The 16,065-nt window shown below is 55.4% G+C and carries 13 protein-coding genes; 6 read left to right on the plus strand and 7 right to left on the minus strand.

Features of this window, described 5'->3' with window-relative positions:
- Window positions 1–129: 129 nt before the first annotated feature.
- Both FYJ63_RS04805 and FYJ63_RS04810 read right to left on the minus strand, forming a co-directional pair.
- Window positions 130–483: a transcriptional regulator gene (locus FYJ63_RS04805; RefSeq protein WP_154544349.1), complete on the minus strand. Its 354-nt coding sequence runs from the start codon at window positions 481–483 to the stop codon at window positions 130–132.
- Window positions 483–1,142 (minus strand): hypothetical protein, encoded by a 660-nt coding sequence (locus tag FYJ63_RS04810; RefSeq protein WP_154544351.1) that lies wholly within the window; start codon window positions 1,140–1,142, stop codon window positions 483–485. The genes FYJ63_RS04805 and FYJ63_RS04810 overlap by 1 nt, the downstream gene beginning before the upstream one ends.
- Before the next feature lie 319 nt (window positions 1,143–1,461).
- On the opposite strand from FYJ63_RS04810, the gene FYJ63_RS04815 reads away from it, so the two are divergent.
- The 3 genes from FYJ63_RS04815 to FYJ63_RS04825 are packed head-to-tail and all read left to right on the plus strand — an operon-like array spanning window position 1,462 to window position 6,184.
- Window positions 1,462–3,084 (plus strand): Na+/H+ antiporter NhaC family protein, encoded by a 1,623-nt coding sequence (locus FYJ63_RS04815; protein WP_154544353.1) that lies wholly within the window; start codon window positions 1,462–1,464, stop codon window positions 3,082–3,084.
- A gap of 2 nt (window positions 3,085–3,086) precedes the next feature.
- Window positions 3,087–4,301, plus strand: coding sequence for an NAD(P)/FAD-dependent oxidoreductase (locus FYJ63_RS04820; protein ID WP_154544355.1), 1,215 nt, complete (start codon window positions 3,087–3,089; stop codon window positions 4,299–4,301).
- 56 nt (window positions 4,302–4,357) lie between these two features.
- Window positions 4,358–6,184 (plus strand): DUF6568 family protein, encoded by a 1,827-nt coding sequence (locus FYJ63_RS04825; protein ID WP_154544357.1) that lies wholly within the window; start codon window positions 4,358–4,360, stop codon window positions 6,182–6,184.
- 139 nt (window positions 6,185–6,323) lie between these two features.
- On the opposite strand, the gene FYJ63_RS04830 is transcribed toward FYJ63_RS04825, so the two are convergent.
- The 3 genes from FYJ63_RS04830 to FYJ63_RS04840 all read right to left on the minus strand — a co-directional run bounded on the left by FYJ63_RS04830 (window position 6,324) and on the right by FYJ63_RS04840 (window position 9,582).
- The gene (locus tag FYJ63_RS04830; protein ID WP_154544359.1) at window positions 6,324–7,232 is read right to left on the minus strand and encodes a carbohydrate ABC transporter permease; all 909 of its coding nucleotides are present in this window, start codon (window positions 7,230–7,232) and stop codon (window positions 6,324–6,326) included.
- Entirely contained in the window at window positions 7,229–8,194 is a 966-nt protein-coding gene (locus tag FYJ63_RS04835; RefSeq protein WP_154544361.1) for a carbohydrate ABC transporter permease, read from the minus strand. The genes FYJ63_RS04830 and FYJ63_RS04835 overlap by 4 nt, the downstream gene beginning before the upstream one ends.
- Before the next feature lie 95 nt (window positions 8,195–8,289).
- On the minus strand, window positions 8,290–9,582 hold the full coding sequence (locus tag FYJ63_RS04840; protein WP_154544363.1) for an ABC transporter substrate-binding protein: 1,293 nt from the start codon (window positions 9,580–9,582) through the stop codon (window positions 8,290–8,292).
- Between the two features lie 415 nt (window positions 9,583–9,997).
- Between FYJ63_RS04840 and FYJ63_RS04845 the strand changes: the two genes are divergently transcribed.
- The 3 genes from FYJ63_RS04845 to FYJ63_RS04855 are packed head-to-tail and all read left to right on the plus strand — an operon-like array spanning window position 9,998 to window position 12,845.
- A complete protein-coding gene (locus tag FYJ63_RS04845; RefSeq protein WP_338106829.1) occupies window positions 9,998–11,044 on the plus strand; it encodes a FecCD family ABC transporter permease in 1,047 nt (348 codons plus the stop codon).
- The gene (locus FYJ63_RS04850) at window positions 11,041–11,826 is read left to right on the plus strand and encodes an ABC transporter ATP-binding protein (protein ID WP_154544367.1); all 786 of its coding nucleotides are present in this window, start codon (window positions 11,041–11,043) and stop codon (window positions 11,824–11,826) included. Before FYJ63_RS04845 ends, FYJ63_RS04850 begins: the two co-directional genes overlap by 4 nt.
- A 14-nt stretch (window positions 11,827–11,840) precedes the next feature.
- On the plus strand, window positions 11,841–12,845 hold the full coding sequence (locus FYJ63_RS04855) for an ABC transporter substrate-binding protein (RefSeq protein ID WP_154544369.1): 1,005 nt from the start codon (window positions 11,841–11,843) through the stop codon (window positions 12,843–12,845).
- Between the two features lie 241 nt (window positions 12,846–13,086).
- Here FYJ63_RS04855 and FYJ63_RS04860 read toward each other — a convergent pair whose 3' ends face one another.
- Together FYJ63_RS04860 and pgi are read right to left on the minus strand one after the other, a co-directional pair.
- A complete protein-coding gene (locus FYJ63_RS04860) occupies window positions 13,087–14,076 on the minus strand; it encodes a malate dehydrogenase (RefSeq protein ID WP_154544371.1) in 990 nt (329 codons plus the stop codon).
- 220 nt (window positions 14,077–14,296) lie between these two features.
- Window positions 14,297–15,976, minus strand: a complete 1,680-nt coding sequence (gene pgi / locus FYJ63_RS04865) for a glucose-6-phosphate isomerase (protein ID WP_154544373.1) — start codon at window positions 15,974–15,976, stop codon at window positions 14,297–14,299.
- Between the last annotated feature and the right edge of the window lie 89 nt (window positions 15,977–16,065).

Raw genomic sequence — 16,065 nt, forward strand, 5'->3', positions numbered from 1 at the left:
GGTGGGAATCTCAAGGATTTCCCCAAAAGCCAACGCATCATATCCCCTCGAGTTTTCCTTGATCGTTTCCGTTTTTAAGACCATCTCGGTTCGGAACATTCGTTCACGAGATTCTGCCTTCGCTAGCTTCTATACCCTCGTGATCTCGCGCAGCGCCTTGATGTGTCCAAGGTAGGCGCGGCGGCCCGCGTCGGTAAGTGCCGCCCAGGTCCGGGGGCGTCCAACCTTTTCAGGGCGCTTTTCGAGCGTGACATAGCACGCATCGGAAAGCAGCTTCAGTTGCTTGGACATCAACTGGGTCGTAATCCCGATTGCCGCCTCGAGGTCAGCGAACTCGATTTCCGCCACCGCCGCCAGTGCTGCACAGATTCGCAAGCGATTGGGCGAGTGAATGAGTTCATCAAAGGCTGGCTTGACCGACTGGGCTCGAGCGTCCGCCGCAGGCTTTCCCCGGTCGGGTATTTCCTTTTCAGCAATGGCCATCAACGTTTTTCCGCCTTGTCCCTCGCGTCCAGCTCAGCGAGCCGCCGATTGATTTCGCGCTGCGCGGAGTCCCACATCGCCTCTGACTCGGTGAAGTCAAAGGCTCGCACCTGAATCCGGCGGCGAAACCACCGCAGAACCGCCACGAGAAATACGAAATTAATCAAAGCAATAATCGCAAAGGCAGCCGCCGGAATGTACCAGTCCTGCAGCCCCTCAATCAACCCACGGGTTGCCCCGAGAAAGGGCCAGCACCAGATAACCGGCAAGAACATAAGCCAGGTCTGCATCAACTGACGTTCGTCTTGCCCCAGTCCAGTACGAACCAATTTTGGCCACGTCAAATATAGAACCCAGTAGAGCGCAGCCATTGGCAGAAATGCCAGGAGGGCCAGGTACTTCGACCACCCTAGAGACAAGATGTAGTCCTGCAGAATAGCCCCTCCCGCGTACGCCAAGGCCGGCAAGACCACATACATCGCCATCCACCACTTCGGAAAGCGGTCGATTGTCACCACCCGCGTCGCAACGTCGTCAACCGCCACCAACATCTCCGCTGCTTCCTCTGGGCTCAACGTCTCCTTCGCGACTTCTCCCCCAGACGGCTCTCTCACTGCCTCTTTCGCCACGAAATCAGCTTGCTCACTGTTGCTTTCCATGGTCTACCTCCGGGTCGGGTTTTGCGGAGCATTCGGGGACGGTTTCGTCTTTGCTTAGTGCAACGGAGCAAAGACGAAACCGTCCCCACAACGCGAAGCAAAAACTTAGTTGCCATTATGGCAAGCATAAACCCTTACTTGTCTCTTTGGCAACTAACTCGCTACTGTAAAAATTCATCGAAAATAAGGCCTTTAGTCCCTTTCGCAGCGGCCTCAAAAAATCTAGTATGAAATTGCCTAGCAATCTGGGTAAGAACGGCTTAGTGACCGAATGTTATTCCTCGCGCTTCGTCAAGTGCGTTTTTCTAAAGGTGTCGCTATGCCCGTATGCCATGCACATAAAGACTCCCAACCCAATCCCAAAGATACCGAGCGCCCCGCTTATCCAGTGGAATTCTACGGCGGTCCAGCCATGGTTCTCGTTATGGTGCTCGTATTCATCGCTTTAAGCGGTGTCATCGCTATCGGCTTCAAGGTCTACACAATTGAAGGCCTGCTCCTCGCTTCTTTTCTTTCCCTTGTGTTCCTCTCGCTGTTTTCCAAGAGCTGGCCTAAGTTCTGGGGAACCGCCGCCCGCGGGCTGACCAACCTCGGACAGGCGAAACTCATGAGCGTTTTCCTAGTTATCGGCGTGTTTTCCCACCTCTTGATGGACGGAAAAATCGGCCAAGGCCTCGTGTGGGTAAGTCTCAACACGGGGATACGCGGCGCTGGCTTCCTTGTCTTCGCCTTTCTCGGAACCGGACTCGTCGCGATTGGGTGCGGGGTTCCTTTCGCCGCTATCTTCACAGGTTTTTCAATCTTTTATGCTCCCGGAATATTTATGGGATGCAATCCCGCAATTCTTGCCGGAGCGATTATTGGCGGGCTCTACTTTGGGGACACCCTCGCGCCTTCCTCCCAGCTCACCTTTGGCGCGCTCAGCACCCAAACGAATTCCCTCACTGGAGCCCCTGCTGACCTCGTTCGCTTTCTCAAACAGCGCATCCCCTGGACTATCGGCGCAGGCATCATCTGTCTCACTCTCCTTGCTGTCTTCCCCGGTAAAGGCGTAGACATGGGGAATTCTGAAGCTATCCAAAAGCTCGCCGACCCGCGGGGATTGTGGATGCTGATCCCCATTTTCGTGGTCGTCGGGGTGTGCCTGTGGACCAAAGAAATCCTCACGGGTCTTTCCGCTGCCTCCCTTGTCGGTTTCGCGGTGGGTCTCGCCACCGGCTTGTTCAAACCATCCGACATCATCAACTTTGACCCCACCCAGAAGCCCGCCATAACTGGAGTCATCATGGAAGGCATCAACTCTATGGGAGCCATGGCGCTCATGATGGTTTTCCTCGCGGGGATTATATATCTCATGAAAGTCACCGGAGCAGTTGATCTCATCATGAGCTGGCTTGACCACTTCAAGTTCACCAAGACACCTTGGGGAGCCGAGCTAATCATCTTCTTGTTGAACGCGCTGATGAACGCGTTTATCTGCGGAGCAGCACTTCCGAGCGTTTTGATGATGGGTGAGATCACACAACGAGTCGGCGCGGGCGCCGGTCTCTCCCCCGAAAGACGCACGCTGGTCGCATTGACCTCCTCAATCTCGATTTCTGGGGTGGTGCCCTTCAATTCAATCTTTGTTCTGGGCGGTATCGGGGTGGCCCACGATCTGGCCAACACCTACGAGGGGATGCCGGTTCCCTCCGCAGTCTCAGTCTTCTTAAGCTGCTGGTTCGGCTGGCTGATGACCGCACTATGCGTGGTGTGGATTCTCACTGGGTGGGGGCGAACCTGGGAGAAGGATGCCGAGGAAACAGCAAAAACCATTGAAACCACGTCAAGCACTGCGACTGAGAACGGTCTCGGTTCTGCAAAGCCGCACCCGGAGCAGGGCAGAAACACCACTTTCGAGACTGAAAAAGCTTCAAGAACAACACAAAAAAGTAAGGAGTAACAATGAGCGATGAAGTCTATGACCTCGGGATAATCGGGGGCGGATTCGGTGGTATGACCGCCGCAATTTACGCCGGAAGGGCGCATCTTAAGACCGTCTTGGTCGAGAAGGGCGCTTGGGGCGGTCAAATCAACGACTCGATAATGGTCGAAAATTACCCCGGTCTCCCCAGTCTTCCCGGACGCGACCTGACCGCGCACGTCAAGGCTCACGCGGAACAGTACCGGGATGACGTCAAAATGGTGACCGGTCGCGTCGAGACGCTCAGCGTGAACCCTGACGGTATCAAAGTTATCCACACGAAGCGCAAGGGCGATTTCCTTTGCCGCGCGGTCATTATCTCCACCGGCTGCAAGCCGCGCGTACTGGGGATTCCCGGGGAAGAGGAATACTCCGGCAATGGCGTGAGCTATTGCGCAACCTGCGACGGCGAGTTCTACACCGATAAAACCGTGGCGGTTCTCGGTGCCGGTAACTCCGCGATTTCCAACGCACTGTTGCTGACCCATTACGCCAAAGAGGTCATCTGTGTCGTGATGAACAATCCCGGCAAACTCGACTGCAACGAAGCGGAGGGACGCGAGGCCCAATCCGACCCGAAGATGACCTTCATCTGGAACTCCACCATCTCAGCGATTCGCGGGGACGACACTGTCAACGGCATTACCGTGAAAAACGTCTTGACCGGCGAGGAAACCGAGATGGGCGTGGACGGCGTGTTCAGTTTCGTCGGTATGGTTCCCCAAACCGAGTTCCTCAACGATTCTGGCGTCAATATGGACAAGCGCGGCTACATCCCGGTCAAACGCAACATGTCCACCAATGTGCCGGGGATCTACGCGGTGGGCGACTGCACTGACACGCTAGTACGCCAGGCGATTACCGCGGCCGCCGATGGCTGCGTTGCGGAAGTTCAGGCCGAGAACTATTTGAAAGAAACCGCAACGGTGGATGCGATTCTTGGCTCGGGAAAGCCCGAAGCAATTTTGTTCTATTCACCTTATGACAATGCCGCGGTCGCGAAGCTGCACCAAACCGAAGAGGCGGCTTCTGCCAAAGGCTATCACTTCAACGTCATCGACATTACCCGTCAGCACCTGCTGCGCGACCAACTCGGGATCACCGACTCGATTGCGGTGGCGCTTTACGGAGCCGACGGGAAACTCGAGACAACTCTCCCGCTTACCGGCGAGGACTTTCTTGAGACTCTGAAATAACAGGATTCCAAAGATTTCCCAACAAGCAACAACACAATTCGAAGGAGAAAACAACAATGGGACAACCAACAGTATTTCCGATGGGAACCACGGTTTACAACCCGGACAAAGCCTTTAACGGCTACACCATCGTGCCGCTTATCAACGATGGCGTGCTGGTCTTTGATATGAACGGCAACGAAATTCGCCGCTTCAACATGATGGCTATGCCGCCAAAGATTCTTCCCGGCGGCCATATTATGGGCTATTCCGGCGTGCGTCACCCTGAATACGGGATGCAAGACGGCGTAAACCTTATCCAGGTCGATTGGGACGGCAAGATTGAATGGGAATTCGACCATTGGGAAAAGATCGACGACCCCGGTCATGACCACCGCTGGATGGCGCGACAACACCACGACTACCAGCGTGAAGGCGCCGCGGCCTACTACGTCCCGGGTGAAAACCCGAAGCTTGATGGCGGCAACACGATGCTGTTGGTACACCGCACAATTCACAACCCAGGAATCTCCGACAAGAAGCTCCTTGATGACGTCATCATCGAGGTGGACTGGGGAGGTAATGTGTTGTGGCAGTGGTCAATTGCGGATCACTTCGAGGAGTTCAACTTCCCGGAGGCTGCCAAGAACGCCTTATTCCGTAACCCGAATATGCGCACCCCTGATGGCGGCGTGGGCGACTTCATGCACACGAACTGTGCGAGCTACCTCGGGCCGAATAAGTGGTATGACGCCGGAGATGAGCGCTTCAAGCCGAATAACTTGATTTGTGACTCCCGCGAAACTAACATTTTGTTCATTATTGACCATGATTCCGGCCACATCGTCTGGCAGCTTGGCCCCGATTACCTAGATGACCCGCGTGGTCGCAAGATTGGCCAGATTATCGGACAGCACCACTTCCACATGATTCCGAAAGGACTGCCGGGTGAAGGCAACCTGATGGTCTTCGACAATGGCGGTTGGGGTGGCTACGGTGTGCCCCACGCCGAGGCTCGCGACGGCTCCAAGGTGGCACGCCGTGACTACTCCCGCGTCATCGAATTTGACCCGATTGACCTGAACATCGTGTGGAAGCTCACTCCGGCGGAGCTCGACTTCAACATGCCGGTGGACGCCTCGAAGTTTTATTCTCCGTACGTATCGAGCTGCCAGCGGCTCCCCAACGGAAACACGCTCATCACCGAGGGCTCCGACGGGCGCCTCATCGAGGTCACCCGTGAGCATGAAATCGTGTGGGAATGGATTTCGCCATACTTCACTCACGTGGAACCGGGCGCACCTTCCAACAACATGATTTACCGCGCGAACCGATACCCCTACGACTACATCCCCCAAGAGCCAAAGCCTAAGGAAGTCCCAATTGAACCGATTGATAACACGACTTACCGATTGCCGAACTCTGGACAAAAGGGCACCGCGAAGGTGGTCGACGTGGAGGGCACGCTGCCCTACTATGCTTCGGTCGCGCTGTGTGTCGCGGAGGTTGACGAGACCGACGAGCTACAGGCGGCTAAAAAGAATCTACACCTGTTCGACGTGAACGAGGACGTGTTCAAGGAACTCGACAAGATAAAGTTCAATGAGTTCGTGATGAACCCGAAGAACACCAAGCCGACTCTGGTCATGTTCGGGGCGGAACGTTGCACCCATTGCAAGGCAGTTCACCCACTTCTGGAACAAGCGATCCAGGAAGAGTACGAGGGCAAGTTTGATGTTTACTACGTGAATGTCGACCGCACTCCGGAGCTGGTTCAGCCGATGCGCATCTCCGGCACGCCAGTGGTGGCCGTGTTCAAGAGCGGTAAAGAGGTCAGTCGGTTCCGCGGCGAAATCGACTACGACGGCCTGCTCGACTTCCTCGATGCCGCCCTCGAGAAGTAAACAAGCGTAGCCGGCGGGTCGAATCTCTCTGGCGTAGTTGCGCCAGCAACGTAGCCGGAAGGGTCTGACCCAAACGGCACAGCAGTTAAAGCGTGGCAAGGGGTTTTCCTTTGCCACGCTTTAACATTTACACAATGATCTAGCCCTTGACCGACCCGGCCATCATGCCACCAACGAAGTACTTGCCAAGCGCAATGTAGACAATCAGAGTCGGCACGGAAGCAATCAAAGCGCCTGCCATGGATCCACCATAATCGGCCATAATCGAGCCGTGCGCGAGTTCGTTTAGAGCCAAGGTCACTGGCCCGTGCTGAGCCCCGCCACCGAAGAACAACGCAAAGAGGAAGTCGTTCCAGGCCGAAGTAAACTGCCAGATCAGAACCACAACGAAGGACGGGATCGAAATCGGGAGCACCACTGAGAAATAAGTCCGGAGCATCCCCGCACCGTCAATGCGCGCGGCCTCGATCAAATCCTTCGGGACGGACTCGTAATAGTTCCGGAAAATTAGGGTGGTGATCGGAATGCCGTAAATGATGTGCATCAAAATCAGGGTGTGAATCCCGAAGCCAATTTGGGAGTTCACGACGATACGCATCATCGGAATCATCACGGCCTGGTAGGGAATGAACATACCGAACAGAATCAGGGTGAAGACGATATTCGCCCCGGGAAAGCGCCAGCGTGAGAGCACGAATCCATTGGCGGAACCGAGCATCGCGGAAATAATCGAGGAGGGGATAACGAGCATCAGGGAGCGAACCAATCCGTCCTTGAGGGCATCCCAGGCTCGCACCCAGTTGGCGGTATCCCACTCCGTCGGTAAGAACCAGGTTCGAGACGGGTCGGCATCCCCCGCCCCCTTGAAGGAGGTGATGATAAGGACATAGACCGGCATCAACACTACGGCCATGAAGAAAATCAGGATGACGTAACGGATAGCCTTGGAGAGGGTGCCTTTACCCTTACCACCCACGGTTCCGTTGGCATCGGTTTTCTTGGCGGTGATAGCGGCGGAACGCTCGTCAATAGCGGTGGTGGAACTCATCTGGCGCCCTCCTTCGCATCGTGAATCAAGTAGGGCACGACCAGTACCGCCACAATCACCAAGAGCACTGTCCCGACGGCGGCAGCGTTGGAGTAGTCGGATACTGTCATGAAGTTGTACATGTCGATTGCCGGCACCTTGGTCTGGTAGAAGGTCTGGTCAGCAACGGCCATAATCAAGTCGAAGGATTTCAGCGACATATGGCCGATGATGATAATCGCAGACAAGGCTACCGGAGCCAACTGCGGGAAAATAATGTAGCGATAGAGCTGGAACTCATTGGCGCCATCCACGCGTCCGGCCTCGCGGAGATCATCGGGAATTCCGCGGAATCCGGCCAAAAACAGCGCCATGACATAACCGGAAAGTTGCCAGATTGCGGGGATGGCGATTGCCAGCACACCAAATTTAGCGTTGGATATCCAGTCATTTTGAAGAAAACCGAGGCCAATCATCTGGAGTAAACGGTTCAAACCCGAAGCGTTTTCGTCTTGAGCGGAGTTCAATAACCAGCGCCACACCACACCGGAGGCGATGAAAGAGACGGCCATTGGGAAAAGGAACACCGAGCGGAAGATGCCCTCTCCTTTGAGGGGCTTGTCGAGTAGCCAAGCCCAGATAAATCCCAAAATCAGCGTCCCTAAGAGGAACAGCACCGTGAACATCAAGAGGTTCACGAGAGAGTGTTGGAAGTCAGCGGAGGCAAATAGCGCCGCGAAGTTGTCAAATCCCACGAAGTTGACGGGCTGTGCTCCCGAAATCTGGGGTGCCGTGTGGTTATTCTGCAAGGATGTATAGACGTTCGATCCCAGAAGACCGTAAACAAAAATGGCCACCAAAATTAGGGACGGGGAAACCAGGAGTAGCCCCGGGCCCCATTGTTTAAACCCATTGGAGCTTCGGGCCTTTTTTCGCGGCGATTTCGCGCGCTCACGCTTATCCAGTGCTGTCTCAGTTGCCATGCATTTCCCCTTTGAAACGGTTCCGTGAGTTTTGTTTTCCGCGTTGAGGGGTTGGGACAAAGTGCTCGTCCCAACCCCTCAATACTTGGATGTAATTACTTCAGGGCTGCGGCTGCCGCGAGCTCCGTCTGGAGACCGGCGACATCCTTGTTAGCCATGAATTTACCGAGAGCTTCCTTCATCTTCTCGGTAGCGGCCAAAGGCAGAGCCGCACCGTGAGCGATGGAAGAAACGATGGTGTCTTTACCAAAGGATTCCATGGCGGACTTCTGGTAGTCGGAGAACTTGCTTAGTTCTTCTTCGGAGAGATCCGAACGAGACGGGATAGAGCCCTTGGCTACGTTGAATGCAATCTGGCCTTCCTTGGAGGAGATGGTGTCCAACCAAGCCTTCGTCCCATCCGGGTGCTTGGCACCAACGGGGAGAGTGAAAGAGTCCGCAAGGAAGTCGAACACGCCCTGGTTTCCAGGAACCGGGAAGGTGACGTAGTCCGTGCCCCACTTCATGTTGGCATTGTCAAAGGCCGGCGGGGCCCAGTCACCCATCACGTTGTAGGCGGATTTGCCGTCAATAATCGGCTTCATCGCCGGCTCCCAGTCCTCGGAGTAGAGGGCGGGATCGGTGAATTCAATAATCTTGGCGTAATCCTCGAGAGCGGTCTTCACTTCCGGACCAGCCCAATCGGTCTTGCCGTCCATCAAACCGTTGTACTTTTCCACTCCGAGATCAGAAATCAAGACGGTTTCCAACAGTTCGAGCTGGGTCCAGGTGGCACCAACAGTGATGGGATATTGCACTCCCGCAGCCTTCAGCTTCTCCATATCAGCAATCCAGCCTTTGATGTCTGCCGGCGGGGTATTCGGATCAAGTCCGGCCTTCTTCATTACTTCCACATTGGCCCACACGACGTTCGCGCGGTGGATGTTGGAAGGAACGGAGTAAATCTTGCCGTCCACAGTGAGGCGGTCGACCAAATCCTTCGGGAAGGCATCACGAAGCTTGAACTCGTCATACAGCGCCGAAACATCTTCAAGATAACCAGCAGCGATATCAGCAGAGAGCTCCGCTCCGGCGTGTCCCTGATAGGTGTCCGGCGGGTTCTTGGCCGCCAGGTTAGCCGCTAGTTTCTGCTTAGCGTTGGTGCCGCCACCACCGGATTCGGATTGTTTGACGAGCTTCACCTCGGGGTGTTGCTTCTTAAAGACTTCAGCAAGGGCATCAAAGCCTTCCTTTTCAGAACCGGCAGACCACCAGGTCACCACGCCGACTTCACTGCCGGTGGCACCCTTGTCTCCTCCAGCGTTGTCAGTTCCACCAGAGGTGGAAGAGCACGCCGACATAGTCACGGCTAGCGCCAAAGCGCCAGCAGCCGCAATAAGCTTTCGCATTGAATCTCCAATCGGATAAAACTTCATTGTCTTGCGTCCCCTTGCGGAGACGTCCGGCTGAACACCGGTTGAATACATTATCCATCAAACTGGCCGCAATTTGTTAAAACTACGCAAACAAATCCGGAATTTGACCTAACTTTTGTTCTTTCCTTAGTTTGATGGCGCATAAACGCTCACAAATCATGACCTTTGGGGAAGAATGGATGGAGTTTGTATTCACAAGTCAAACGCAACCCTACACGGGGTCGAACGTTAGCATCGCCACCAATAATCAACCGTCTCCGGCGATTCGAGCGCCGACAGAAACGAGCTCTTCCAGATAATCGCCCGCACTCAAATGGTCCACCTCAGCGCACCATCCCTCCCATCTCAAACTTGATAATGAGAACCGTTTTCAACTACGCTGTCTTCCGTGCTTTTAAACCAGTCAGCCACCCGAATGCGCATCCTCTACGCAATTTTGGCGTGCGTCCTGGTAGTTTGCATCGTGATAGCCACCTCCGTGGGGCCTGCCGGCATTGGCTGGAACCACACCCTTAGCGCACTGTTGCGAGCTATTCCCGGAGTGGAATCCTTGCTGGCAGAACACCTGGCACCGGTCACTCCCGCTCAAAGCGGATTAATCCTCGGGGTACGCCTCCCCCGCGTCATTCTGGCCGCTCTCACCGGAGCGGGCTTGTCCATTGCAGGTGCAGTCATGCAAGGCGTCTTCGCCAATTCTCTAGCCGAGCCCGGAGTCACCGGAGTTTCCGCCGGCGCAGCCGTGGGCGCAGTTTTTGTCATCGTCTTTGGCGGAGTCTGTCTTCCACCGTGGTTCCTCACTTTGACCGCTTTCCTCGGTGCCCTCGCCGCGACGGTGGCCGTCCAGCTCCTCGCTGGAATCCGCGGCTCTCACGGGGCGACCTTACTTCTCGTGGGAATCGCCATTAATGCCCTGCTAGGGGCGGTGGTCTCTGCGACCATTGCCAACGCCGACAGCTCCGACAAAGCACAAGGAGCCATGTTTTGGCTGAATGGCGACCTCTCCGCCGCGTCTTGGAGGGATGTTTCAGTAATGGTTATACCTTTAATTTTTGGCTCTCTGCTGTTACTCTTCCTCTCCCCCGAACTCAATTTGTTAACCCTTGGTGACGCCCAAGCCACCTCCACCGGAGTCAACACCCAGCTCATGCGGCATCTCTTGCTCGGACTGGCGGCCTTGGTGACCGCGGCCGCAGTTTCAGTAACCGGAATCATCTCCTTCGTGGGTCTAGTCGTTCCCCACATCTGCCGGCTCCTGTTTGGTGCGAATCATCGGCGGATTCTTCCCCTGTCCCTACTGGTGGGAGCGATTTTCCTGGTTCTCGCCGACTTGGTCGCGAGGCTCTTGCTGCATCCGGTGGTACTTCAAACCGGAACAGTTACCGCTTTCATCGGCGCTCCTGTATTGCTCTATCTCGTGGCGAGGAGAGCTCGATGATAACTGTGAGTAATTTATCTGCGGGATATTCTCGGCCCATTGTTGAAGACGTAAACCTAGAGATTCCCTCCGGCACGCTCCACGGCATTGTTGGACCCAACGGCGCCGGAAAATCCACACTTCTCACCGTCCTCGCCGGATTAAAACGCCCGATTACAGGTGAAGTCCAGATAGACGGAATCGATGTTTTCCAGGTTCCCATAAAACAGCGGGCACACATTTTGGCATACATGCCGCAAGACACCCATGTTCACGGGGATCTCACCGTGCAGGAGGTGGTGGAGTTGGGACGCTATGCGCATCGCTCACGATTCGGATCTTCGCGTCTGGACTCTGGAGAAAAGGAGCTTGTCGCTTTCGCATTGGAGCTGGTAGGTCTCCTAGACCTGACAGCGCGCTCCATCAAGGAGCTCTCCGGAGGCCAGCGCCAACTGGTACTTTTGGCCAAAGCGCTGGCTCAAGATACCTCGGTTCTCCTTGCTGATGAGCCCGTTTCTGCGTTGGACATCAAGTATCAGCTCACGGTGTTGGAACTGTTGCGCGACTTCGCCAGGAGGGGGAAAACTGCGGTGGTCGTGCTCCACGACCTGAATCTGGCGGCTCGTTATTGCGACGAAATTAGCCTCGTTGCGCAAGGCCATCTCTCGGTGACCGGAAAACCGGAAACCGTTTTTACTGAGCAAGTTCTTCGAGAATTTTTCGAGATAAACACCGCAGTGGATTTGGATCCCGCCACTGCCGCTCCTCGAATCACCGCCTTGGGCAAATCGTCCAAACGCTAAATGAAAGGAACAAAATGAAATCTCCATTAAGGGCACTTTTGTCTGTGACTCTGGGGGTGGCTCTGGCTGCCGGCTTAGGAGCCTGTGCCCAGACCGATGGTAAAGAACCCGAGGAGAAGCCCTCCGCGGCCACTGGTTCCACTCAGGGCTGGCCTAGAGAGGTAACTGTCGGTTCCCAAACCGTCTCCCTTGCGGCTAAGCCCCGAGCCATTGTGGCGCTAACCACTGAAACCTCCGATGTTTCCCTGCAGCTCGCAGGTTCTTCCCGCCTTGTGGCCATCTCGAAGAGCTCCGTTACTCCCGGTTTAGGAAACGAAATCGAACTGGCCCGTGCGGTTCCCAATACTTTCCGCGAAAATACCCCTCCCGATCCGGAACAGATTCTCGCGCTCAATCCAGATTTGGTAATCACCACCGGACGTCATGGAAATGACCAAAAGCTAGCCGCGGCTCTGGCCCAGTCGGGGGTGCCTACCGCCACATTTGAAACCTCGGACTTCGCCACTCCCCAAGCCGTGTCTACCACGCTCTTAACTATGGGAAAACTGTTGGGAGAAGAAGACAAGGCCACTAAACTTGCGAAATCTCTGGATGCCAAGGTCGAGTCAGTCCTCGCGAAACTTCCCCAGGATGAGCAGCAATCGCGCCCGGGGGTGATCTGCCTTTTCAAACGGGGTAACACCACCATGATTATGGGCTCGGATCTAACTTTGCCGCTACTGGTGGAACAGGCTGGAGGAAACAATATCGCCAAGGAAAGGGGCTGGAGACAAGGCATCCCCGCTGAGATTGAAACCATCATTGCCGCAAAACCGCAAGTCATCCTGGTGCAAGATTTTATGGGTCAAGGCCTAGACCCGTTCCAAGAGCTACTCGCGAATCCGGCATTGTCCGAGGTCGAGGCAATTAGGGAGCATCGGGTTCACTTGGTGGCGGGCAATATTGCCTCAGCCACAGCCGCCACCCGCCTCGGCGAAGGCTTGGAAGAAGTGGCCAATCTGCTTCATTCCGACCGCTAAATGAGGACGACTGTAGGGGACGGTTTTTACCTTGTGTAACGAGTAAGTGCGTGGAGCAAAGAATAACTGTCCCAAGCTTTCATACACATCAAGGATTTCCGGCGGGTCAGGCGTAGCCTGCGGGTCAGACCTCTTCGGCGCAATGACCGAAGGGAATGTAGCCGAAAGGGTCTGACCCGCTGGAGCAGCAAAACAAAATTCGGGGCCGGTTTCCCGACCCCGAATCTGTTTAAATCAATCGCTACTTCATGATGCCCAAGGACTTCACTGTGTCGATTTCTTCCTGCGCCTTCTTCGCGTTGAATTCAATCTGCTTCTTGGTCTTATCACTCAGCTCCAGACCCTCGACAATCTTCCATTCTTTGCCATCCGAAGTCACGGGGAAGCCATAGGACAGCCCTTCCGGAACACCGTATTCTCCACGGGACGGAACTGCTGCGGTCGTCCAGTCCCCTTCGGGAGTTCCCAGGGCCCAAGAGTGCATGTGGTCAATGGCCGCTCCCGCCGCGGAAGCCGCTGAGGAAGCGCCGCGAGCCTCAATAATTGCCGCACCACGCTTGGCGACAGTCGGAACAAAGTATTCGTCCAGCCAAGCCTCGTCTACTAAGCCAGAGGCAGCCTTGCCTTCAACCTCACAGAAGGAGATATCCGGGTATTGATCCGCAGAGTGGTTGCCCCAAACAACCATCTTCTTGATGTCAGCGACCTTGGCGCCTGTTTTCTCGGCGAGCTGAGAGATGGCGCGGTTGTGGTCGAGGCGCATCATGGCGTTGAAACGTTCGGCGGGAACATCCGGAGCGGAAGCCGCCGCGATGACCGCATTCGTGTTGGCGGGGTTTCCGACAACGAGGACTCTAACGTCATCAGCTGCGTGGTCATTAATGGCCTTGCCTTGCGGACCGAAGATGCCACCATTGGCGCTAATGAGATCGGCGCGTTCCATGCCCTTCTTGCGAGGCATAGCACCCACCAAAAGTCCGAAGTTACAGCCGTCGAAAGCTACGTTTGGGTCATCGCTGATGTCGATTCCAGCCAGCAACGGAAAGGCGCAGTCGTTCAACTCCATTGCAGTACCTTCCGCAGCCTTCAAAGCTGGGGTGATTTCCAGCATCTTAATGCGCACCGGCTGATCCGGTCCGAGCATCGCACCCGAAGCAATACGGAAAAGCAAGGCGTAACCGATGTTGCCAGCGGCACCGGTGACAGTAACGTTAACTGGGGTTTTAGTCATAATTTGACTCCTTAGTATCTGTTTCAAAGACGCTTCCACTCTGAATGAGCGCCCTCGCCCTTAACTTTATCTCAATATCGAGATAATCACTTAAAAACCGTGTTGCTATTCACGCAGCCACCCGGGTCAGACCTCTTTGGCGTAGTGACCGAAGGGAACGTAGTCAAAAGGGTCTGAGACCCTGGTGGCGTAGCCCGTCCCCACCGGTAAATCGCGTCGCTTACTTATTTGCGAAATAGTACTCCAAGAGCCCGCGCGTCGAGGGATCGGTCGCAGCAAGCGCAGCACTGTCCCCGGCAATTGCCGGCTTCAAATCAATAGCCATCGCCTTGCCGAGTTCCACGCCCCATTGATCAAAGGAATCAATCCCCCATACAGCGCCCTCGACAAACACAATCATCTCGTAAAGCGCAATCAACTCCCCGAGAACTCTCGGGGTCAACTCGCGGGCCATAATCGAAGTCGAAGGCCGGTTCCCGGGGAAAGTCCGGTGGGCAACGAGCTCCTCGATTGTCCCCTCAGCCCGCACCTCGTCCACGGTTTTCCCGAATGCCAAGGCGCCGGTCTGGGCAAAGAAGTTCCCGAGGAAAAGCTCGTGCTGGCGCGCCTCGGTCTCGTCGTCTTTCAAATCCCAGGCGGGCCGAGCAAAGGCAATGAAATCCGCGGGGATGAGCCGGGTGCCTTGATGCATTAACTGATAGAACGCGTGCTGGCCGTTAGTGCCAGGTTCGCCCCAGAAAATCTCACCCGTCTCATAGTTCACCAAAGACCCGTCGCGACGAACCCGCTTCCCGTTGGACTCCATGGTGAGCTGTTGGAGATAGGCGGGGAAACGGTGGAGATATTGGGAATAGGGCAAAACCGCGTGGGTATGGGCCCCGAGGAAGTTCACGTACCAGACGTTCAACAAGCCCATCAAGAGCGGCACGTTCTCGGTGGGAGCTGCGGAACGGAAGTGTTCATCAATGGCGCGGAATCCTGACAAAAACGCCTCGAAACCGTCGCGCCCAATAGCCACTGCAAGTGAAGTCCCGACCGCGGAGTCTACCGAGTAGCGTCCTCCGATCCAGTTCCAAAACCCAAAGGCGTTCTTCGGGTCAATCCCGAAGGCCGCAACCTTGTCGAGCGCGGTGGAAACGGCGACGAAATGCTTGGCAATCGCGTCTTTCGTTTGCGCCTCGGATTCATCAATCGCCCCCGCTTCACGCAGCCCCGCAAGGAGCCACGCCTTGGCTGCCCGCGCATTCGTCAGGGTCTCCAGAGTCGTGAAAGTTTTGGACGCAATAATAAACAGAGTCGTCTCCGGGTCGAGATCCTTGGTTTTCTCCCCCACATCGGTCGGGTCAATATTCGAGATAAACCGGCATTCGAGACCCTTTTGAACATAGGGCTTCAGCGCCTCGTAGGCCATTGCTGGCCCCAAATCGGATCCGCCGATGCCGATGTTGACGACCGTCTCGATACGCTTCCCGCTCACGCCTTTCCACGACCCGTCTCTTACGGAGTCAGCAAAGGCGTACACCCGCTCCAACACTTCGCGAACGTCACCGACGACATCTTGCCCGTCAACGTTGAGGCTCCCGACTTTTTCCTCCGGCGCCCTTAGCGCCAGGTGGAGCACCGCGCGATCTTCCGTGTTATTGATGTGTTCTCCGCGCAGCATCGCCTCCAACAGGCCTTGTATATTGGTCTGGCCGGCGAGTTCCAAGAGCTTCTCAAAAACCTTCTCCGTCAGGAGATTCTTAGACAAATCCACGTGTAAATCCGCGGCCTCGAAGGTCAGTTTTTCCGCTCGCCCGGGGTCGGCTTCGAAGGCTTTCCGAAGATCGAGATGGAATCCAGCGGCCATCTCCTGTAATTCTTTCCAAGAGCTTAAGGTGCTAGGGTCTTTCGTTTCCATGTTTTTCCTTTCCTATACCTTGTGGGACAGTGGGGGCGTGCTTTACTGTCCCAAAAGTGGGACGATAAAGCACGCCCCCCATCGTTCCA

The organism is Mobiluncus porci (assembly GCF_009695935.1).
In the GTDB taxonomy this organism is placed as follows: domain Bacteria; phylum Actinomycetota; class Actinomycetes; order Actinomycetales; family Actinomycetaceae; genus Mobiluncus; species Mobiluncus porci.